This is a genomic window from Salipiger bermudensis, from assembly GCF_017309175.1.
Classification (GTDB): domain Bacteria; phylum Pseudomonadota; class Alphaproteobacteria; order Rhodobacterales; family Rhodobacteraceae; genus Salipiger; species Salipiger bermudensis.
The window spans coordinates 1-20603 of record NZ_JAEKJV010000015.1; the positions used below are offsets into that span (position 1 = coordinate 1).

The 20603-nt window shown below is 66.2% G+C and carries 17 protein-coding genes and 2 pseudogenes; 8 read left to right on the forward strand and 11 right to left on the reverse strand.

Going from position 1 to position 20603, the window contains the following annotated elements:
* Window positions 1-216 precede the first annotated feature (216 nt).
* Both tnpC and tnpB read right to left on the reverse strand, forming a co-directional pair.
* Window positions 217-1756, reverse strand: a pseudogene (gene tnpC, locus JF542_RS18020) (IS66 family transposase).
* 54 nt (window positions 1757-1810) lie between these two features.
* Entirely contained in the window at window positions 1811-2257 is a 447-nt protein-coding gene (tnpB, locus tag JF542_RS18025) for an IS66 family insertion sequence element accessory protein TnpB (RefSeq protein ID WP_242533822.1), read from the reverse strand.
* Here tnpB and JF542_RS18030 point away from each other — a divergent pair.
* Window positions 2170-2866 (forward strand): annotated as a pseudogene (locus tag JF542_RS18030) (integrase core domain-containing protein); the annotation flags it as partial. The gene tnpB and the pseudogene JF542_RS18030 sit on opposite strands and share 88 nt — an antisense overlap.
* A 31-nt stretch (window positions 2867-2897) precedes the next feature.
* Here the strand turns inward: JF542_RS18030 and JF542_RS18035 are convergent.
* A complete protein-coding gene (locus tag JF542_RS18035) occupies window positions 2898-3950 on the reverse strand; it encodes a phage late control D family protein (protein WP_207076858.1) in 1053 nt (350 codons plus the stop codon).
* Window positions 3951-4537: 587 nt separating this feature from the next.
* On the opposite strand from JF542_RS18035, the gene JF542_RS18040 reads away from it, so the two are divergent.
* The gene (locus tag JF542_RS18040) at window positions 4538-5977 is read left to right on the forward strand and encodes a DUF6880 family protein (RefSeq protein WP_207076859.1); all 1440 of its coding nucleotides are present in this window, start codon (window positions 4538-4540) and stop codon (window positions 5975-5977) included.
* Window positions 5978-6412: 435 nt separating this feature from the next.
* Here JF542_RS18040 and JF542_RS18045 read toward each other — a convergent pair whose 3' ends face one another.
* From JF542_RS18045 to JF542_RS18080, 8 genes are all read right to left on the reverse strand, one after another.
* Window positions 6413-6871 carry a MaoC/PaaZ C-terminal domain-containing protein gene (locus tag JF542_RS18045; RefSeq protein ID WP_007798996.1) on the reverse strand — a complete coding sequence of 153 codons (459 nt, stop codon included), beginning with the start codon at window positions 6869-6871 and terminating at the stop codon, window positions 6413-6415.
* Complete coding sequence (locus JF542_RS18050; protein WP_207076860.1) at window positions 6868-8454, reverse strand: AMP-binding protein; 1587 nt, start codon at window positions 8452-8454, stop codon at window positions 6868-6870. The genes JF542_RS18045 and JF542_RS18050 overlap by 4 nt, the downstream gene beginning before the upstream one ends.
* Window positions 8454-9164, reverse strand: coding sequence for an ABC transporter ATP-binding protein (locus JF542_RS18055; RefSeq protein WP_207076861.1), 711 nt, complete (start codon window positions 9162-9164; stop codon window positions 8454-8456). The genes JF542_RS18050 and JF542_RS18055 overlap by 1 nt, the downstream gene beginning before the upstream one ends.
* Entirely contained in the window at window positions 9161-9925 is a 765-nt protein-coding gene (locus tag JF542_RS18060; RefSeq protein ID WP_207076862.1) for an ABC transporter ATP-binding protein, read from the reverse strand. Before JF542_RS18060 ends, JF542_RS18055 begins: the two co-directional genes overlap by 4 nt.
* Complete coding sequence (locus tag JF542_RS18065) at window positions 9922-10797, reverse strand: branched-chain amino acid ABC transporter permease (RefSeq protein WP_207076863.1); 876 nt, start codon at window positions 10795-10797, stop codon at window positions 9922-9924. Before JF542_RS18065 ends, JF542_RS18060 begins: the two co-directional genes overlap by 4 nt.
* Window positions 10798-10808: 11 nt before the next feature.
* Window positions 10809-11678 (reverse strand): branched-chain amino acid ABC transporter permease, encoded by an 870-nt coding sequence (locus JF542_RS18070; RefSeq protein WP_007798987.1) that lies wholly within the window; start codon window positions 11676-11678, stop codon window positions 10809-10811.
* A gap of 10 nt (window positions 11679-11688) precedes the next feature.
* Entirely contained in the window at window positions 11689-12816 is a 1128-nt protein-coding gene (locus tag JF542_RS18075) for an ABC transporter substrate-binding protein (RefSeq protein WP_207076864.1), read from the reverse strand.
* A gap of 580 nt (window positions 12817-13396) precedes the next feature.
* Window positions 13397-14428 (reverse strand): LacI family DNA-binding transcriptional regulator, encoded by a 1032-nt coding sequence (locus tag JF542_RS18080; RefSeq protein WP_207076865.1) that lies wholly within the window; start codon window positions 14426-14428, stop codon window positions 13397-13399.
* A 152-nt stretch (window positions 14429-14580) separates the two neighbouring features.
* On the opposite strand from JF542_RS18080, the gene JF542_RS18085 reads away from it, so the two are divergent.
* Genes JF542_RS18085 through JF542_RS18110 form a run of 6 tightly spaced genes read left to right on the forward strand, consistent with a single transcriptional unit; the run spans window position 14581 to window position 20468 of the window.
* Complete coding sequence (locus JF542_RS18085) at window positions 14581-15594, forward strand: TRAP transporter substrate-binding protein (RefSeq protein ID WP_207076866.1); 1014 nt, start codon at window positions 14581-14583, stop codon at window positions 15592-15594.
* The gene (locus JF542_RS18090) at window positions 15594-16139 is read left to right on the forward strand and encodes a TRAP transporter small permease (protein WP_207076867.1); all 546 of its coding nucleotides are present in this window, start codon (window positions 15594-15596) and stop codon (window positions 16137-16139) included. Before JF542_RS18085 ends, JF542_RS18090 begins: the two co-directional genes overlap by 1 nt.
* Window positions 16136-17413 (forward strand): TRAP transporter large permease, encoded by a 1278-nt coding sequence (locus JF542_RS18095; protein ID WP_207076868.1) that lies wholly within the window; start codon window positions 16136-16138, stop codon window positions 17411-17413. The genes JF542_RS18090 and JF542_RS18095 overlap by 4 nt, the downstream gene beginning before the upstream one ends.
* 8 nt (window positions 17414-17421) lie before the next feature.
* Window positions 17422-17961 carry a VOC family protein gene (locus JF542_RS18100; protein WP_007798975.1) on the forward strand — a complete coding sequence of 180 codons (540 nt, stop codon included), beginning with the start codon at window positions 17422-17424 and terminating at the stop codon, window positions 17959-17961.
* A 7-nt stretch (window positions 17962-17968) separates the two neighbouring features.
* Complete coding sequence (locus JF542_RS18105) at window positions 17969-19234, forward strand: RuBisCO large subunit C-terminal-like domain-containing protein (protein ID WP_207076869.1); 1266 nt, start codon at window positions 17969-17971, stop codon at window positions 19232-19234.
* Between the two features lies 1 nt (window position 19235).
* On the forward strand, window positions 19236-20468 hold the full coding sequence (locus tag JF542_RS18110) for a four-carbon acid sugar kinase family protein (RefSeq protein WP_207076870.1): 1233 nt from the start codon (window positions 19236-19238) through the stop codon (window positions 20466-20468).
* Window positions 20469-20603: the final 135 nt, after the last annotated feature.

Sequence of the window (20603 nt, forward strand, 5' to 3'; positions counted from 1 at the left end):
TTGAAACCTTGGCCCGCGTCACCGACAATCCAACCGTCAGGCTGCCCGCAGTGGCATCCTGATCAGGCCCGGACCTCTCCGAAGGTCGACGCTCCTACACCATGCCGTGGGGCACTATCTGTAGAGTCTGCGCCAACTTTGAAGGAGCAGGCATATGCGAAAGAGCCGTTTCACCGAGGCGCAGATAAGTAACCGGTGTCTGGGGCCCACGTGAGTTCAGCTTGACGGGGTGAAGTTCCATGGCAGGAGCTCGTCGATCCGGCTGGCCGGATGACCGGCGGCGATCGCTTCGAGGGTCGCCTTCAGATAAGCGAAGGGTTCCACGCCATTGATCTTCGCGGTGGCGATCAAGGAGGCGATGCGGGCCCAGGTGCGACCGCCCTCGTCGTGGCCGGCGAAGACCGCGTTCTTTCTTGTCAGGGCGATCGGGCGGATCAGGTTTTCGATGGGGTTGGAGTCGATCTCGACGCGGCCATCGTGGAGGAAGGTCTGCAGACCGCCCCATTGGCGATGGATGTAGGTCAGCTTTTCACCCAGCCGCGACTTGACCGAGATACGCAGGCGCTGTGCCTGCAGCCAGTCACCGAACTCGGCAACGAGGGGCGCGCTGCGGGTCTGGCGGGCAGACAAGCGCTGACCGGGGCCCATGCCGCGGATCTCGGCCACGATGCGGTAGAGTTCGGCAATGCGGCGGAGGCCGTCAGCCGCGATTTCCGAGCCATCCCGATCAAAGACTTCTTTCAGCTTGCGACGCGCATGTGCCCAACAATGGGCGACAGTGATCGGTGCGCCGCCCTTCCGGGAGGGGCGCGTCAACCGATCGTAACCGGTATAGCCATCCAGTTGGAGGATGCCGTCGAAGCCTTGCAGGATTTGCTCGGCATGGGCGCCTGCGCGGCTGGGCTGGTAGGTGAAGACCACGCCGGGCGGGTCCTCTCCGCCCCATCCCCGGTCATCGCGCGCCAAGGCCCAGAGATAGCCGGTCTTGGTCCGGCCCCGCCCGGGGTCCAGCACCGGAGCCGTCGTTTCGTCCATGAAGAGCTTGGTCGGTCCCTTCAGGTCGTCGATCAGCCGATCAACGACAGGGCCGAGGTGGAAGGCGGCGGTGCCGACCCAATCCGCCAGGGTGCTGCGGTCGATCTGGATGCCGGAGCGCGCCAAGATCTGACTTTGGCGGTAGAGCGGCAGGTGGTCCGCGAACTTTGAGACCAGCACGTGTGCGATGGCCCCTTCGGTCGGCATCCCGCCCTCGATCAGCCGGGGCGCGGCGACGGCTTGGGTGCCCCCATCCGAGCAGATGCGGCAGGCATACTTCGGTCGGATGTCTACCAGCACTCGAAGCTGCGCCGGGATGATGTCGAGGCGCTCTGTACGATCTTCGCCGATCCGGTGCATGCGGCCACAGCCGCAGGGGCAATCGAGGATCGCGGGTTCAAGGACGCGCTCGATGCGTAGCAGGTCCGCAGGCAGATGGCCGAGGTTGCGCTGCCGTGCCGGGCGCGGCGTCGTGGTGGATGGTGCGGCCTGCTCCTTGCGGGTCTCGACCTCGGCGACAGCCGTTTCCAGGTCCTCGAAGGCCAGCTGCCGGTCGTCCTCACTTAGCTTCTCGGACCGCTTGCCATGCACGACAGGCCACGAGATGCTCCAGCCGCCGGTTCGCGTCCTTCAGCGCGTCACGCTCCTGCAGCAGAGCCAGAACAGCGGCGCGCTGGCTCTCGGGGATTGCGGACAGGTCGATGGGCGGGGCGCTGGACACGGCCGGATGATACCGCGCTTCAGACCGCCCTGCGCGGATATTCCCCAGGCCGAGTCACTCTGCCACAGCCGGACGGCGCACCTCCAGTGATCGCACCCGGCGCCAGTCCAGGCCTGCAAACAGGGCTTCGAACAGCGCCCGGTTCAGGGTCATGGCGCCGTCGCGGATGGCAGGCCAGGTGAAGGTGCTTTCCTCCAGGCGCTTGTAAGTCATGACCAATCCGCTGCCGTCCCAGAACAAGATCTTCAACTGGTCGGCCCGCTTCGAGCGAAAGACAAATACCGTCCCCGTGAAAGGATCTTCGGCAAGCGTGGACTGGACTAGGGCGGCGAGCCCGTCGCAAGGGCATGAGCATGAACCACATCGTAGCCCGTAAAGCAAAAGGTCCGGGGGACCTTTTGTAGGGCGGAGCGCTCTACCGGATCTACCGCGAGGAAGGGCTGTCCGTGAAAAGGCGGCGCGGTCGCAAGCGAGCGCGTGGCACAAGAACCCCGATGCCATCGGCCGCGGGCGTCAACGCGCGCCCTCTCTCGCGGTTTGCAGGCAAACCGCTGCCGGTCAGCGGGATCGGTGGACTTTGTATCCGACAGCTTCGGTGCCTCGCGGAAGTTCCGGATCCTAGCCGTGATCGACGACTGCACGCGCGAATGCCTGTGCCTCGTGGCGGACACCAGCCTCTCCGGGGCAAGGGTTGCCCGGGAGCTCAGCGCCCTTATCCGGGTCTACGGCAAGCCCGGCTGCATTGTTGGCAATAACGGCACAGAGTTCACCAGTCGGGCGATCCTGAAATGGGCCGATGAGAACGCGGTGCCTTGGCATTACATCGATCCAGGCAAACCCCAGAAAAACGCTTTCATCGAAAGCTTCAATGGCAGCCTCAGGGACGAACTACTGAACGAGGAGCTCTTCGACAACCTGGACGATGTGCGGCGAAAGGTGGCTCTGTGGCGCTACGACTACAACACGGTCAGGCCGCATTCGTCCCTGGCCAACCAGACACCGCAGCAAGCGCGCCGGACGCTTGAGCAATTTGAGGGCTCCGCGCCCGGCGCGCTTGCGCAAGACGATGAAGCCAAATACCCAAATCCAACCTGCAGACTCTCGTTATGAATGAGGGACCGGCAGGGGGCAGGTCACCCCCTCAGTCCCGATCTGACACGCCCACGGTCACCGTGCTCTGCCAATCGCCGCCTGCGAGGACGTGGCGCACCGCGCCGATATAAGCATTGCCGTCAAAGCGCGTGCCGAGGCCTTTGAGCTCGAGCAGCTCTCCTGCCACCAGCCCGAGATTGCCCGGCAGGCATATCTTGCCGCGGAAACGGGACAGGCGGTTTTGCTGCATGATCGCGTTGGCCCAGACCTGCAGAGTGTCGGGATGCATGGCGGAGCCGCTGGAGATCCGGCGGGTAACGTCCAGAACCTTGCCAAGCGCATCGCCGGTCAGGTCTCCCTGCAGGTTGACGGAGGGCTCCCCTCCCCGCGCGGTGATCCGGTCATGGCCCTCGGGATCGTAGGCCTCGATGACCACTGCGGCATCTTGCGTGGCGGCATCCATCGTGAGCTCGAAGCCGATGACGTCCTCGCCGAAGGTCGCGCTCAGAGCCGGTGCCGCAAACGTCGGCGCCGCCATGGTGACCGTCCCGTTCGCGACCGTCACCACCAGCCCGTTCGCCGCGGCGATGCGCAGCATCACCTCCCAGGCGGTGTCACCCTGCCAGAGTTCGCGGGCCGACCTCCCGGGCATCGGGGCGATATCCTGCCCGAGCCCGGCGTCGCGAAGGAGTGCGGTGATCACGGCGTCGTCGGCCGTGCCCTCGTGCGGGTCCGGCACGGCGAGGCGCGCGAGCTTTTGCGCGATGTCGCCGCAGGTGACGATCAGGGCCGATCCACGCTCGGCTGCCATGCGGATGGTCTGGGCCAGGAGGATGCCCTGAAACGCGTCGGCGGTCTGCCCGTCATAGCCAAGCCTCAGCACGATCTCGGCGCCCGGCACGAAGAGCGCCGAGCTGCTATGCGCGAAGGTCTGGTCCGAGCGGCTGCCGTCTTCGATCTCGATGCGGAGAGAAGGCAGGCTATTGAGACCACGCTGAAGCTCGATCCGTCGGACGACGATATCGTCGCGAAGCCGGGTGCCGTCGATCAGGATCTCGAACGAGGCCAGAGCTGAATTGGGTGAGAGCACGGAACGGGACATCTGGCTTTCCTGTACATGCGACGAGACCAGCGTGAGCCCCGCGTCGCGGCGAAACCTGCGTGGCCGACGCGCCGGCCATCCTCTGCTGTCGACCATAGTGCGAAGCGACAGTGGCCTTGGCAACATTCAAAGCCGCCGAAGCAACCCGGGTGCTGCACAGACTATTCAGTCTCGCGATCCGGAGAGCGCGTGTCTGCGCAAGGCATACAGAGGCGCGTCGCGTGCGAGGAAAGGAGAGAAAACGGAGCACATCCCTCCCCCCTCCGTCCCATCGCGCAGCCGAGGCTCGCAGCCAACCCGCACCTGCTCCGGCTACGCACCAAAAGCCCGACCGATACCAGCCGGTCGGCGCCAGAGACATCTGCGAGAGCCGCAATGACCGGCGGGCACAGTCGCGGAGGATGCGTTCCGCGACGACCCCGCCGAGCGCCTCGACGTCATCCGGTTCCTGCGGGATCAAGAAGGCCCCGGTCAGCGCCTGCCTGTCATAGAGATGCACCTCCAGCGCGGTCGCCTTGCCCTGCGCCGGTGAAAGGGTTGAGCATCTCGGGGGCATCCGGCACTTACAAGTGAAGAAGGAGTGCCCGATGGCCAGAAAAGCCCTCAACAAGAAGAATCTCGTCGAACTCGGTGCGGACGCGTTGGCAGAGCTGCTGCTCGAGGCCGTGAAGGGCGACGCCGCGCGACAGCGGCGCGTGCGCATGGTGCTCTCGGCCGACCAAAGCCCGCAGGAGGCTGCGGCGGATGTTCGAAAGCGGTTTGCCTCGATCCGCCGATCCCAGAGTTTCATCTCATGGAAGACACAGAAGAAGTTTGCGAAGGAACTCACCGACCTTGTCACCTTGGTCGAAACCCGGATCGGCCCCGACAGCCCGGACCTCGCTTTCGAACTCCTTTGGGATCTGCTTTATCTCGCGCCAGGCATCCACGAGCGGACCGATGACAGCAACGGGTTGATCGGTGACGTCATGGATGATGCGATGGACGCCATCGCACGCCTCTCCCCCAAGATCAGCAAGGAACCGATCGAACTCGCGGAGATGATTTTCGACGCGCTACGGGACAACGGCTATGGCGAATTCGATCATGTCGTGCCGGCTCTCGCCAAGCCACTCGGCGAAACAGGTCTCGAACGACTGAAGGCGCTCGCCGAAGAAATGTGTGCAATGCCACTGACCGACGCGCAGCTGGAAATCTATGACTTCGTCTCTGATCCCGACAGGCAGGAAGAGCTCGCTCGGGATCGCCGCGACCATACATCGAAGATGATCCTGCAGGACGTCGCCGATCTTCAAGGCGACGCCGACGCATGGCTCGCACGCTACACGGCCGAGCAGCTGACCTATCACACCATCGCCCCGGACGCTGCGGCGCGCCTGCTCAAGGCGGGGCGTGCGGAGGAGGCACTTCAGGTTGTGGAGAACGCGCTGAACCGCGACGCGCGCGACAGCTTATGGCTCGACACGCCGGAGCTGGACGAGGCTCACTTCGCTTGCCTTGAAGCACTGGGACGAGAAGACGAGCTACGCCAGGCGCTCTGGGCCCGCTTCGAGCGGCGCCTCTGCCCCGATGCGCTTCGTCGCCTCCTGAAACGCCTTCCGGACTTCGAGGATGTTGAGGCCGAAGACCGCGCCCGCGAGGTTGTCTTGGCATTCACCCCCATCGAGGCTGGCCTGGCGTTCTGCCTGTCCTGGCCGGACACGATGCTGGCAGCGCAGTTGGTGCTCAGCCGATCCGACGAGATCGATGGGGACACCTACGAGATCCTCACCCCGACCGCCGAGGCGCTTTCCTCCGCCCACCCGCTGGCCGCAGTTCTGATCTGGCGCTCGATGATCGAGTTCGCACTGAAGCGCGCACGATCGACCCGCTACGGCCACGCCGCGCGCCATCTCGACGCCTGCGCCGCAGCCGACGCTGCAATATCCGACTATGAAGGCCGTCCCGAGCATAGGGCCTTCGTGGAGCAGCTGCGCACTGCGCATGGGCGCAAGTCGGCCTTCTGGGACCGCGTCACACCATCATAGGCACAGTCGCCCAACCCCACCGCCCGCATGATCACCGACGCCGTCGAGGCAAGCGGCAAGACCCTGCGGGAGATCGGCACCGAGCTGAGTCTCAGAAGGGCCTCGAGCGCGGCAACGTGATCTCCATGCTCAAATCCGGCGAGATGCGCATGCCGATCGAGAGGATCCCGGCCTTTGCCGCCGCCACGGGCATCGACGCGCGGGCACTGACGCGTGTCGCGATGTCGGATGTCGGCGTATATGCCGGAGACATGGGCCGTTCTCGCGGCACCCGCCGCTCCGGTGCAAGAGGCTCAGCTGAAGATCCGCGCGCCCGGCGCGATCGTCGAAGCTTCAGGCGAGCTTTCCAAAGTTAACACCGCAACTCGACCGACAGACTCAGGCTCTTGCTCACCCCTATTGAGTGCTCTCCCAACGCGATAGGGCCGCCTTGCCCTACCCGACCGGGCGGTGGACCCGCACCAGAACGTCGGCGCGGCCGGAATGCGCCGGGCGCCCATGTTGATTGATCAGCTCGAAGCGGCGTCCGATGCGCCCCGTGTTGCCCGACGTCCCGAGCGACTTGTCGAGGATCGTGAGACGAAGATGCAAGGTGTCGCCGATATAGACTGGTTCGAGAAACTTCCATTCCGCCACGTCGAGCAGGGCCACCGCGCTGTCCTCGAAAATCCCGAGCGTATGCATCAGACCGATCCCCAGACCGATGCCGAACGCCCCGTGCATCAGTCGCTGGCCGAACTTCGTCGTCTTGGCGAATTCCGCGTCATTGTGCACCGGGTTCCAGTCCCCGGTGAGCATCGAGAACATCTGAAGGTCGGTCTCCGTCATCGTCCGGCCCTGACTGACAAAAACCTGTCCGGGCTCGAAGTCGCCGTAGAACATCGAGTGGCTCATGCGCTCTCTCCTGCGAGGCGGGCTTCGGCCATATCGCGCAGCCGCGCCTTCTGGATCTTCAGTCCGTTGGCGCTCTCGGTCGTCGGGAAGGCCTCGACCGGGACGATCATCAGCGGCACCTTGTAATGGGCAAGCCGGGCGTTGACATGCGCCAGCACCGCCTCGGGATCGGGGGCGTCCCCCTCCTCCGGCAGGATGAACGCCACGGGCCGGGTCCTGCTCTCATGGGCGACCCCCACCACCTGCGCCTTGGCAACGCCATCGGCGGTCTCGATCACCTCCTCGATCTCGGCGGGATCGGTCAGGAAGCCCGACAGGCGGATGAAGTCGCCGTTGCGTGCGAGGTAGACGAAGCTGCCGTCGCCGCGCAGTTGGCCGACATCGCCGGAGCGAAAGAACCCCTCGGCGTCGATCGCCCGCGCGGTGGCCTCGGGGTTGCGATAGTAGCCCGAGAAGTTGGTGTCGGCCCGGATCTCGAGCACCCCGCTCTCGCCATCGGCGCAAAGCGCACCGGTCTCGGGATCGCGCACCCGGATCTCGGCCCCCGGGCCGGCCGCATATCCGCCCCCCTGAAGCCGCTGTGCAATCGGCGCCGTGGTCGACTGGATGGCGAAGATCGCGTTGACCTCGGAGGCGCCATAGACCCCGACCAGCGGCAGCCCGGCCTCGGCCATTTCTTGCAACGCACCGCCAAGCCCCGGGGTAAACGAGGCGTAGCCGCAGAGCCGCGCCCGGCTCAGTGCCACGCGATCCGCCTGCCACATCTGGCGAAACATCTCGTCCGAGCCACAGAAATGGGTGATCCCGGCGCGCCGACAGATCTCCAGGGCAGGGCCGACCTTGAAGGCCGACATCAGGTGGATCGGCGCCCCGCCCGCGAGTGCCGCGAAGCTCGGATTGAGGCCGAAGACGCCGCAGAACGGCATCGCCGCGAGATAGGCCGCGCCCTCGCCATCGAAGCCGTAGGCGCGGGCCGAGTTGCGCGCGTGGCGGGCGAGACTGGCCTGCGTGTGCAGCACAAGCTTGGGTTTCGAGGTCGTTCCTGACGTGGTGAAGAGCAGCACGGGATCGGAGGCGCGCGCGCCCTGCGACGGCAGCGGCTCGAGATCGTCGAAGGCGCAATGCGCCACCTCCAGTCCCAGAACCGGCGCAAGCTCTCCGCTGCCGATGGCGGCGAGCGCCGCGAGTTCCGGCAGGGTCTCGCGGTCGAGCTCGGCGATCATGGCATGAAAATCCGCGTGGCGGTCGGCGCTTTCGAAGATCAGCAGCCGCGCACCGGAGCTTGCGAGGATGTGGTGCAGCTCGGCGCTGCGGTAGCGTGTGTTGACCGCGGCGACGATGGCACCAATCCGCGCCGCGCCAAAGAGCAGCGCAAGCCATTGCGGGCGGTTCGAGAGCCAGATCGCGACGACATCCCCTGCCCCGATGCCCTGCCGCTGCAGCCACGCGGCCGCCTGCCCCACCATGCGCTCGAAGGCGTCGGGCAAGATTTCGAGGCCGTCCCCGGTCACCAGCACCGGACGCACCTCTGCGCGCGCCAGCCGTTCGGCGATCAGCCCGTCGAAGGTCGGATCGTCCTGCATCAGTAGAGCTCCATCAGCTTTTCGTTGTCCGAGAGTTCATCCGGACCGCCCTCCCAGATCATCTGCCCGGATTTCATCACCACCGCGCGGTCCGAGATCTTGAGAGCTTCGCGCACGTTCTGCTCGACCAGCAGGATCGACAGCCCCTCGCGCTGCTGCAACGTCCGGATCGGCGCCAGCAGGTCCTGGAAGAGCTTCGGCGCAAGCCCGATCGAGGGCTCGTCCATCAGCAGGATCTGCGGCCGCGACAACAGCGCCCGCCCGATCGAGACCATCTGCTGCTGCCCGCCGGACAGGGTCGAGGCTGGGCGATGCATGAATTCACGGATCACCGGCAGGATGCCCAGCACCCAGTCGACGCGCTCCGCGCGCTCGGCCTTCGGCACCCCGGTTGCGTGCATCCCCAGCGCAAAGATCTCGGTCACAGTGAGCGAGGGGAAGACCCCGCGCCCCTCGGGCACCATGGCAACGCCCATCTCCGCAATCTCGCGCGGGGAGCGCCCCGAGACGGGCTCGCCATTGATCCGGACCTCGCCTGCCTCGGGCGCCATCAGCCCGAACATGGTCTTGAGCAGTGTCGACTTGCCAGCGCCGTTGTGGCCGATGAGGCAGAGAACCTCGGCCGGTTGCAGCGCAACGTCGATGCCGGTGATAACGGGCCGGCCGCCATATCCGGCGGCGACCTGACGGGTTTCAAGAACGGCACTCATTCCCGGTCTCCGAAATAGATCTTTGCCAGTTCGGGATCATTCATCACGGTGTGCGGATCCCCATCCGCAAGCAGACGCCCGCGGTCGAGAAAGGCGATCCGGTCCGAGATCCCGATGACGATGTCGAGGTTGTGTTCGATGATGCAGACGGTGACGCCTTCGGCCACGTCCTCACGCAGGATGGCCAGGAAGCGCTCGTAGGAGTTCGGGTCGAGACCCGAGGCCGGCTCGTCAAGCAGCCAGAGCTTCGCCTCGGTCGCCATGATCCGCGCCATCGACAGGAACTTGCGCTCGGCATAGGCCAGATCAATGGCCCGCGTGTTGCGCTTATCGGCAAGGCAAGTGCGCTCGAGCACGCGCTCGATCCGCTCGCGTCGCGCGATGCGATGGGCGCGAGAGATCGGCACCGGAAAGGCGCCATGCTCGGTGGCGTTGAGCACGTTCTCCCAGACCGTCATGCCATCGAACAGTCGCAGGTCCTGGTAGGTGCGCCCCACGCCCGCCCGCGCAATGCGGTAGGGCTTCATGCCCGCGGTGTCGCGGCCGAGCCACGTCACCTGCCCGCCGTCGCGGGTCAGGTTTCCTGTGATGAGGTTGAAGAAGGTGGTCTTGCCGGCGCCGTTGGGCCCGACCAGCGTGGTGACGATCCCGGCGCGCAGATCCATCGAGACATCATCCACGGCCTTCACGCCGCCAAAGCTCTTGTCGAGGTTGCGGATCTGCATCAGCGGCTCATCGTTTGCGGACGCTGTCATGTTCATGCCTTGGCCCTCCGTCCCACGATGCCGCCGGGGCGGAAGATCATCAGCAAGGTCATGCCGAGCCCGTAGATGATCTGCTGCAGCGCACCGATCTCGGTCTGCGGCAGGAAGTCGAACCACGAGATCAGCGAGGGCAGCAGCATCAGCAGCGCCGCGCCCACGATAGGCCCGGCCACGGTGCCGGTGCCGCCGATGATGACCATCGCCATCACCAGGACCGAGGCGTCGAGCGTGAAGCTTTCGACATTTATGAAGCTCAGATAGCTGGCGTAGAGCGCTCCGGCGACCGCGGCGAGCGCCGCCGAGATCACCACCGAGATGGTCTTGATCATCGGCACGTTCTTCCCGAACGAGGCGGCGGCGCTTTCGCTGTCATGAATGGCGCGGAGGTTGCGCCCGAAGCTCGAGTGAACCAGCGCGTTGATCAGTGCCATGACGATGATCAGCGCGACCACCGACAGGATGGCGAAATGCGCCGGCTTGAACACCTCGATGCCGAACACGTTCGCCGGCGGGATCGCCAGCACGCCGCCGATGCCGCCCGTGAAGCTTTTCCATTCCGAGAAGATCGTCACGGCAAGCACCTGCAGCCCCAGCGAGGCGGCAACGAAATACTCGCCGCGCACCCTCAGCGCCGGCAGCGCCAGCAAAAGCGACAGCGCCGCCGAGGCCATCATCGCCGCCGGGATGGTAAGCAGGATCGACGGATGCACGTTTTGCGCCACCCACGCCGAGGTGTAGGCCCCCAGCCCGAAGAAGACCGCATGTGCGAGCGAGTAGATCCCGGCATAGCCCATGATGAAGTTGAGCGTGACCGCGAGGATCGCGTAGATCGCGATCAGGTTCACGAGGTTGAAGATATAGGCTTCCATCTGGCTCCCCCTCAGTGCGCCGTCGCCCGGCCAAGCAGGCCCGCGGGTCGGATGATGATGAAGGCGAAGAGGATCGCGAAGGTCACCGCCTCGGTCCACTGGCTGTCTACCACCAGCAGCGCGAGGCTCTCGGCGAGGCCCAGCAGCAGACCCGCCAGCATGGTGCCCGACACCGACCCGATGCCGCCGACGATGGTCGCCGCGAGCGAGATCAGCATCACGTGGTGGCCGATCGCCGGGTTGAGCCCGGTGGTCGCCGAGGTGATGATCGCCGCCGGCACCACCAGAACCGACCCCACGGCAAAGGCGGTCGCCGCGATCATCCGCGGGTTCAGCCCGAAGGTGCGCACCAGCTCGGGGTTGTCGGCCAGCGCCCGCAGCGCCATGCCGGTATGGGTGCGCCGCAGGAAGAACTGCAACGCACCCAGGAAGATCGCCGTGCACAGGATGGCGATCCAGGCCAGCGGCGAAACATAAACCCCCGGGATCATCTCGACCGAACGTGAAAGCGGCGTGTTCACCGTCACGAAGCCGCGCCCGAACACCATGCCGATCAGGTTCTGCACCACGATGCCGACCCCGAAGGAGGCGACGAACACGGTGAAGAATGACCCCTCGTGGCGCTGGATCGGCGCGTAGACCAGACGGTCGAGCAGCACCCCGAAGGCGACCGCGCCCAGTCCCGCGGCGGCGATGCTCGGGAGCAGGCCGAGCCCCGCTCCGAACACGCCATAGAAGAAATAGGCCGCGATGACGAAGGTGGCGCCATGCGCGAAGTGGAAGATCCGCGTCGATCCGAAGATCAGCGAGAACCCCACCGCGGTGAGCGCATAGAGCGCGCCCGTCTGCAGCCCGGTGATGGCCAGTTGGATCGCCAGCATGTCGCCTACCTCAGTCGAAGGTCACGGAGGTCAGGGCATGGGCGGCGCCGTCGCGGATCTCTTTCACCTGGATCGGGAAGAGCAGCGTGCCGTTGTCCTGAAAGGAGACGGTGCCGCCGACCAGATCGAAGCTCTCGGTGGCGCGCCGCGCCTCGAGCAGGGCCTCGCCGGTCACCTCTCCACCTTCAGCCTCGATTGCAGCCGCAAGCGCGCCGTAGACAAGAACGGCGTTGTAATAGTTGACATTGTAAGCGGTGGGCGCGCGATCAAACTTGGCGGTGTAGTCCTCCACGAACCGCTTCGTCACCGCGTCTTCGCTGTCGAAATCGACGCCCTGCCCGGTGATGATCATGCCCTCGGATTCCGGCAGCGCGAGTGCGTCGGGCACGGCGTAGCCTGAATAGGCCACGAGCTGGGCATCGACCCCGTTGTCGCGCAGTTGCTTGACGATCTGGAGCTGTTGGTTGCCGTAGCTCGCGACATAGACCACGTCGGCCCCGGAGGCGCGCACCTGCGCCGCAACCCCGGAGAACTGTTGCGCCGTGGTCGGCACCGAGAAGCTGTCGACGAGCTCGCCGCCCACTTCCGGCAGGATCGTTTCGAGTTCCTCGTGCATGGCGTCGCCCAGCGGATCGTCGACATAGACCAGCGCAAAGCTCTTCAGGCCACGCTCCTCGACAAGGAACGGCACCACCGCGCGCATCTCGAGATTGGCGAGGGGGATGACGTTCCAGAAGTAATCGCCGAGCTCGGCGAGGTCCGGCCCCACGCCGCCACCGTTCACCCCGACGACCGAGTTGCGGGTGGCCAGCGTCGAGATCGCCTTCGAGACGCCGGTGAAAGCGGAAAGCGTGTAGGGCACGCCGGTCACGTTCACCAGCTTCGTCATCGCGACGACCGCAGGCTGCGGCAGGGCCTGGCTGTCCTCATAGGCAATCGACAGCGGCCCCGAGAGCACCCCGTCGGCGTTGATGTGCTCGACGGCAAGGTCAGCCCCCGACATGAAAACATCGCCGTAGACGGCGTTCGTTCCCGAGAGCGGGAAAATCGCGCCAATGGTGTGCTCCTCGGCCGCGGCGGGCATCGCAAGACAGGCAAGCGAAACAATCGCGCCTGCAAGGGTGAAACGTCTGGTCATCGTGATCCTCCTCTCCGGCCCCGCTTTCCTGACGGGGCGATTGGGCGGGGATCAGTCTCCCCGGCCCGCTGCCGCGCAATTGCGCGTCGGGTCAAACCTTCGAACAGGCTTTGACGTCATGCGCAGGGCCAAGGCCTCGCGCGATGTCGCGTGTGCGTCGCCGGTCCCGCAAAGCTAGGCTTGCGGGCGCAACCACGCGCAAAATGCAAATGGCTGTTTGTGTTAGATTGTCCTCCCTGGCAGGCGCGCCGATCTCGATTTCGGATGTCGTTTCCGATCAAGTGGCAACCCCTGCGCGAATCCGTTCTACATAAAGAATGGCATTTCACCAAGAGAAGATTTCGTGATTAACCCACGCGCACGCGTTGCGGAAAGCCCTGGAAACAGACCCGAAGTCGGGTGATGGCCTAGGACCCGACCACGCAGCTTGCCCCCGCGCCAGATGCTCGAGGGGCGCGCCCGGCTCTGAAGGCAGAGACGGTCGGCGCTCTGGCGGCACCACGGCAGGGTGCCGCGTCATGTCCCACACAAGCAGGGCGATCCGGGGTTTGAGCGCCCAAGGTGAGCGCCCAAGGAAGGCTCAGGGCAGGTTTTCGCTGAAATAGATGTCGAGCTTCAGAGGCCGGGCGGTGGTGGCGGGGTCATTCAGGCACGCCACCGCCCGGTCGAGCAACGTGTCCGGATCCTGATCGAAGATCGCGTCCATCGTGCCCTCGAGCACCGCCTTCCTCGTGTCCTGCGTCAGGCCATGGCCGATGAAGATCACATCCTGCCGGCCCTGCTCTCGCAGCGCCCGGGTGATGCCGCCGGAGGAGCCCCCGACGTTGTAGATCCCGACCAGATCGGGCACCTGATCGAGCAGGGCGAGCGTGTGCCGGTAGTTCTCGGCGGCGTCATCATGCCCCTCGCGCATGCCGTGGACGCGCATTTGGGGAAACAGCTCTTCCTGGATGCTGAGAAAGCCCGCCTCGCGCTCGGAATGGGCGCGGTAGTGCCGCGAGCCCGCCACCAGCGCGACGGCCCCTGCCCTGCCGCCCGAGAGCCGGCCGATCAGCAGGCCCGCCGTGCGCCCCACCGCGCGATTGTCGAGCCCGACATGCGGTATCCCCGGAACCGAGCCGAGATCCGAGACGATCGACACGAGACGCGTGCCCGTGGCAGCCACCTCCGCCGCGGCCTCGCGCACCACCGGATGCTCGATGGCGAAAAAGGCGATGCCGTCGGCCCAGCCGGCATTCCGGCGCAGCGCCTCGGCCAGTGCCTGCGCGCTGAAGCTCTCGATGAAGAAACAGCGCAACGCCGGCCCGTCCGCGCCGGTGCGCTCGAGCCGCGCGCGCAGACGCTCTCCCAGCAGCCGGAGATAGGGGTTCGAGCCCGCCGGCAGCAACACGACGATATTGAGCGGACGCGCGTTGCCGAGCCGCGCCTCCTCGGTCTCGCTCAGGAAGCCAAGCTCACGCGCCGCTTCGAGCACCCGCTGCCGGGTGCGCTCCTTCACCCCCTTGCGGCGGTTCAGCACCCGGTCAACGGTGGCCAATGACACGCCGGCCCGCGCCGCCACGTCGGCCTGCTGCGGCCGCTCGCTCGCGGGATGTTCGCCGCCTGAGCCCATCAATAAACCTCAAAACCCATCATCTTATTTGCTTTGACTGATGCTGGTGCAAAACGATAGCTTTCGTCAATAGCTACCCATCTGATGTAAAACTTGCGGACACATCGCGGGATACACATCAAAAAGCATCAAAACTTCAGGGAGGAGATCAGATGCAGACCACCAAGGGACTGTCCCGTCGCAGCCTGCTGCTCACCGGCGCCGGAGCGCTTGCGACGCCGTTCATCGCGCGCCCGGCCTTTGCCGCCAGAAGCCTGCGGTATGGCCACAACAACGAGGTCGCGTCGGTCGCCGGCGCGCAGGCCGACTGGTTCGCTGAGGCGCTCGGGCAGAGCTCGGGCGGCGATATCTCGGTGCAGGTCTTCCCGAACAGCCAGCTCGGCAAGCTGCAGGAGCTCGCCGAGGCCGTCTCGCTCGGCACCATCGCCTTCTCGCACAACACGGCGGGTGCGCTCGGCTCGCTCTACCAGCCGTTCGCGGCGCTCGACACGCCCTATCTCTACCGCGACGTCGACCACCTGATGAAGGTGACCGACGTGGACAGCCCGGTGATGCAGGAGCTCAACGAGGGGCTGATCGCCGCGGCCAACGTGCGCGTCATCTATGCGCACTATTTCGGCCGCCGGAACCTGACCTGCAACAAGGCGGTGATGTCGCCCGAGGACCTCGCGGGCACCAAGATCCGCGCCGTGCCGTTCCCGATCTACACCACCGCGGTCGAGGGCATGGGCGCCGTCGCCGTGCCGGTCGACTGGTCCGAAGTGCCGACCGCACTCGCCACCGGCGTCGTGCAGGGACAGGAGAACCCGGTCAACGTGGTGCTCAACGTCAAGCTCTACGAGGTGCAGTCGCACCTCATGCTGACCGGCCACATGTCGAACGCCGAGGTCGTCGTGATGAACGAGGACACCTGGCAGGGCATGTCGGGCGCCGAGCAGGACGCGGTGCGCGAAGCCGCGCAGCAGACCCGCGAGAAGGCCACCAAGGCAATCCTCGACAACGAGGAGACCGAGACCCAGAAGCTGCGCGATCTCGGCATGACCGTGATCGGTGCCGAGGACGGGCTCGATCTCGAGGCCTTCCGCGCCTCGGTCAGCGCGCTGGTGGACGAGCGCTTTGGCGGCGAATACGGCGACCTCTACGCCAAGATCGCGGCGGTCGGCTGATGCCGGGCACGCCCCCGACCAAAGCCACGGGCCGCGCGGTTCTCGCGCGGCTCACCAACGCGGGCATCTGGCTCGGCATGGCGCTTCTGGCGCTGATGGCCACGCTCGTGGTGCTGCAGGTGGCGGCGCGCAACTTCCTCGACCTGGGCCTGCCCTGGGCGGACGAACTGGCGCGCTTCGCCTGCATCGGCCTGGTGTTCGTCTCGGTCCCCGCGCTTGCGGGCCGGCAGGTCATGGTCGCGGTGACCATGCTGCCGGACATGTCGAAGCCCGGACCGCGCCGCGCCATGGTGCTTGTGGCCGACCTCGCCACGCTTGCCTTCGCCGGTCTGATGCTCTGGAGCTTTGCCGAGTTCCTGCCGCGCGCCGGCAAGTTCCTGACCCCGGCGCTGCGGGTGCCGAACTGGGTCTATTACAGCCTCGCGCTGACCGGCAGCCTCCTGCTCTTTGCGGTGGCCCTTCACCGGCTGCTCGGCGCCCTGCGCCGCCGCGACCCGAGCGCCGACTATCACGATCCCCGCGACGAGACCGGACAACCCACATGAGCCTGATCCTTCTGAGCATTTTCGCCGTGCTGCTTGCACTCGGCGCACCGATCGCCGTGTGCCTCGGCCTTTCGGCCGCCGTGGTCATCGTCACCGAAGGGCTGCCGGTCTCGGTGCTGGCCCAGCGCAGCCTGAACGCGCTCGACAGCTCTCCGCTGCTGGCGGTGCCGCTGTTCATCTTCGCCGCGGCGCTGCTCAACGCAACCGGCGTCACCACGCATCTCTTCGATCTCGTGCGGATGCTCTTCGGCCGCATCCGGGGCGCGGTGGCGCAGGTCAGCGTCTTCGTCTCGCTGATCTTTTCGGGCGTTTCGGGCGCGGCGCTGGCCGATATCGGTGCGCTCGGCGCGATCCAGATCAACCAGATGACCGCGCAGGGCTACCGCAAGGAGTTTGCCGCCGGTCTCACCGTCGCCGCCGCCACCATCGGGCCGATCTTCCCGCCCTCGATCCCGATCATCATCTACGCCTCGGTCGCCAATGTCTCGGCGGTGAAGCTGCTGCTGGCGGGCATCGTCCCCGCGCTGCTGCTGACCGCGCTGCTGATGGTGCAGGTGGCGATCATCGCCCGGGTCAAGGGCCTGCCGCGCGACGAAGTCAGCGCCAAACCGCGCGAGATCGCGCAGAAAGCGGTGATCTCGTTCCCCGCGCTGATGGCGCCCGTGCTGCTCATCGGCGGCCTGATGAGCGGCTATTTCGGCCCCACCGAGGTGGCGGGCGTCACGGTGGCCTACGCGCTATTCATCGGCTTCACGATCTATCGCAGCCTGAGCGGCCGCGCCGTGATCGGCGCCCTGCGCGAGACCGTCGAGGCCAGCGCCAACATCCTCTTCGTCGTCGCCACCGCCGCGCTCTTTGCCTGGGTCCTGACTCTCGACCAGGTGCCGATGAAGGTCTCGGCGCTGCTGCTTGGCGTCTCGGAGAACCCGGTCGTTCTGCTCCTGCTGGTCAACGTCCTGCTGCTGGTTGTCGGCATGGCGCTGGAGAGCATCGCGGCGATCCTGATCATCGCGCCGATCGTGGCGCCGGCACTGACCGCCGCCGGCGTCGATCCGCTGCAGCTGGGCATCGTCTTCGTGCTGAACCTGATGATCGGTCTGCTGACCCCGCCCGTGGGCATGAGCCTCTACATGATCTCGATCATCTCGCGCATGCCGATCACCCAGGTGATCGCCGGGGTGATGCCGTTCTTCATCCCGCTGCTGCTGTCCCTGCTCGTGGTCTCCGCCGTCCCGGCGCTGTCCACATGGCTCCCCGAAACCCTGATGAACTGAGGTTCCCAATGAGCACCCTTCTTGGCCCCATCCGCCAGCTCGGCTACGTCGTCGACGATATCGAGGCGGGCATGAAATACTGGTCCGAGACCATGGGCGTCGGCCCGTGGTTCTACAATCCGCAGGTTCCGATCGAGGACTATCTCTACGATGGCCAAAGCTACCAGCCGCACAACTCGGTCGCGCTGGCCAATTCCGGCGCCATGCAGGTCGAGCTGATCCAGACCCGCAACGACGTTCCCTCGATGTATCGCGACTACATGCAGAAAGGACTTCGCGGGTTGCAGCACGTGGCCTTCTGGACGACGGATTACGAGACCGACCTGCAACGGATGCTGGAGCGCGGCTTCACCGTGAAGATGTCGGGCTGCGTCGGCCAGAACGGGCGCTTCGCCTATTTCGCCGAGGAGCATCACCCCGGCACCTGCATCGAACTTTCCGAGGTGCTGGGCCCCAAGGGCACCATGTTCGACATGATCCGCACCGCCTCCGAGGGCTGGGACGGCTCGGACCCTGTGCGCCCCTTCCCCGACCTGAGCAAGCTCTGAGGCCGGCATGGAACGGATCATCGCCGAATACCTGCTCGAAACCCCCTACCCGCTCGCCGACGTGGCGGCGATGATGGCGGGCGAGCAAAGCTCGGGCACCTTCGTGCGCGTCGCCGGAGAAACCGAAGAGCTGCGCGCCCGCGCCGCCGCCGAGGTGCTCTCGATCGAAGAGCTGGACCACGCGGATGCCCCGACGCTGCACTCGGCCTACATCGCGCGCAAGCAGCCTGCCGGGCCGTTCCGCCGCGCCCGCATCCGCATCGCCTTTCCGACCGGCAATATCGGGCGAAACCTGCCGACGCTGGCGGCGACAGTGTCGGGCAACCTCTTCGATATCGGTGAGATCACCGGGCTGAAGCTGCTCTCGCTCGAGATCCCGGCGGCCTATCGGACGCGTTTTGAACTCCCGGCACAGGGCATCGCCGGCACGCGCGAAAGCCTCGGCGTGACCGACACACCGATCTTCGGCACGATCATCAAGCCCAATGTCGGGATGCGACCGGACGACATCGCGGCGCTGGTCGATCAGCTTTGCGCCGCGGGCGTCGACTTCATCAAGGATGACGAGGTTTGCGCCAACCCCGACATCGCGCCGCTGGCCGAGCGGGTGCCCGCCGTGATGGCGGTGATCCGCAAGTGGCAGGAGCGCACCGGGCGCAAGGTGATGATGGCGTTCAACATCACCGACGAGACCGACGCCATGCGCCGCCATGCCGATCTGGTGGCGCGCGAGGGCGGCTCCTGCGTCATGGCCAGCCTCAACTGGTGCGGCCTCTCGGGCATGGAAAGCCTGCGCACCCACACCCCGCTTGCGATCCACGCCCATCGCAACGGCTTTGGCGCCATGAGCCGCCATCCGCTGCTTGGGATGGGATTTCAGGCGTATCACGCGCTGTTCCGGCTGACGGGGATCGACCACATGCACGTGCACGGCATCGGCGGCAAGTTCGTCGACACCGCCGAGGAAGTCACCGACGCCGCCCGCGCCTGCCTCGCAGCGCTCAGCAAGGACGGCCCCGATGACCGGGTCATGCCCGCGTTTTCATCGGGCCAGTGGGCTGGCACCCTGCCGCAGACGCTGGCGGCGGCGCAGTCCTCCGACCTGATGTTCATGTGTGGTGGCGGCATCCTCGCCCACCCGCAGGGGCCGGACGCAGGCATCGCCTCGCTGCGCGAGGCATATGAGGTGCTCCGCTCGGGGGGAACGCTGGCCGAGGGTGCGGCCGACCGCCCGGCGCTGGCCGCAGCGCTCGACTTCTTCGGGTCGCCCTGAGATGGGCGCGCGGATCGTCTTCATCGGCGACGACTTCACCGGCGCGTCGGACAGCCTCGCGACCTATGAACGGGCCGGTATGCGCGCCCGCATGGTGCTGGGTGCCGCAGGCAGCGACGGGCTCGAGGCGCTCGGCCTGCCCACGGATCTGCGCTCTCTGGCGCCCGCGCGCGCCCGGGACGAGATCGCCCGCCTCTGGCCACGGGTCGCGGCGGAGGCGCCGCAGGTGATCCACTTCAAGGTCTGCTCGACCTTCGACTCCGCGCCCGAGGTGGGGTCGATCGGCGCCGTGACGCAGGAGTTAACGGACCGCTTCTCGCCGGATGTGGTGGCGGTGATCGGCGGCCAGCCGAGCCTTGGTCGCCATTGCGCCTTCGGCACGCTCTTTGCCCGCGGACCCGACGGCGAGACCCATCGTATCGACCGCCATCCGATCATGAGCCGGCACCCGGTGACCCCGATGCGGGAGGCCGACCTGCGCCGACACCTTGCCGCGCAGGGACTGGACGGGCTCGCCCTGATCTCGGTCTCGGATCTCCGCACCCCGGAGGACGTGGCAAAGACCCTGCGCGCCGGTCCGGCCCTGATCGACGCCACCCATGCGGACGACCTTCCAAGGATCGCCGAAGCCCTGCGCCTCGCCGGTGGACGGCAGCTTCTGGTTGGCGCAAGTTCCGTCGCCGAAATCCTCGGCGCCGGGACGCATCGGGAGCCCTCCAATGCGGTGCTCCCTCCTGCCTCGAACAACATTTTGCTCTTCGCCGGCAGCCGCTCGCAGACCACGGCGACGCAAGTCGCCGAAGCCAGCAGCTACACGAAGCTGGCCCTCACGCCCGAGGCCCTGCGGTCGGGGGCCTTGATCCCACCGGCCCGGGAGCTTCTGAGCGCCGGCACACCGACGCTCGTGCATCTCTTGCCCGAAGCCGATTACGGGCTCTCCCCCGATGCGCTGGCCGACCAATGCGCCGCCTTCGTCGCAGCTTTGCTGGACCGCGCCGAGGTCGGGCATCTGGGCCTTGCCGGCGGCGACACCTCGAGCCGCATTTGCGCACAGCTCGGGTTCGACGCACTCGCTTTCGAACACACGCTTGCCCCGGGCGTCTGCATCTGCGTCGCCAGCCACGCCGCTCCGCAAAGGGATCGCATGCGGGTGATGCTCAAGGGCGGGCAGATGGGACCGCGGGACCTCTTCGACGCCTTCGAAGCGCGGCGCTTCCACGGCTGCTCGGCGTAAGGGCGGCCGCTCCAACGACATTCTGCCCACCCTGTCGGCCTGCTTGCAGCCATACCGGTCAGAGCCGCGTTGCCTGCCGGGAAGCGGGAAGCGGGAAGCGGGAAACGGGAAAACCGGAGCGCTTCGCAGGGAAAA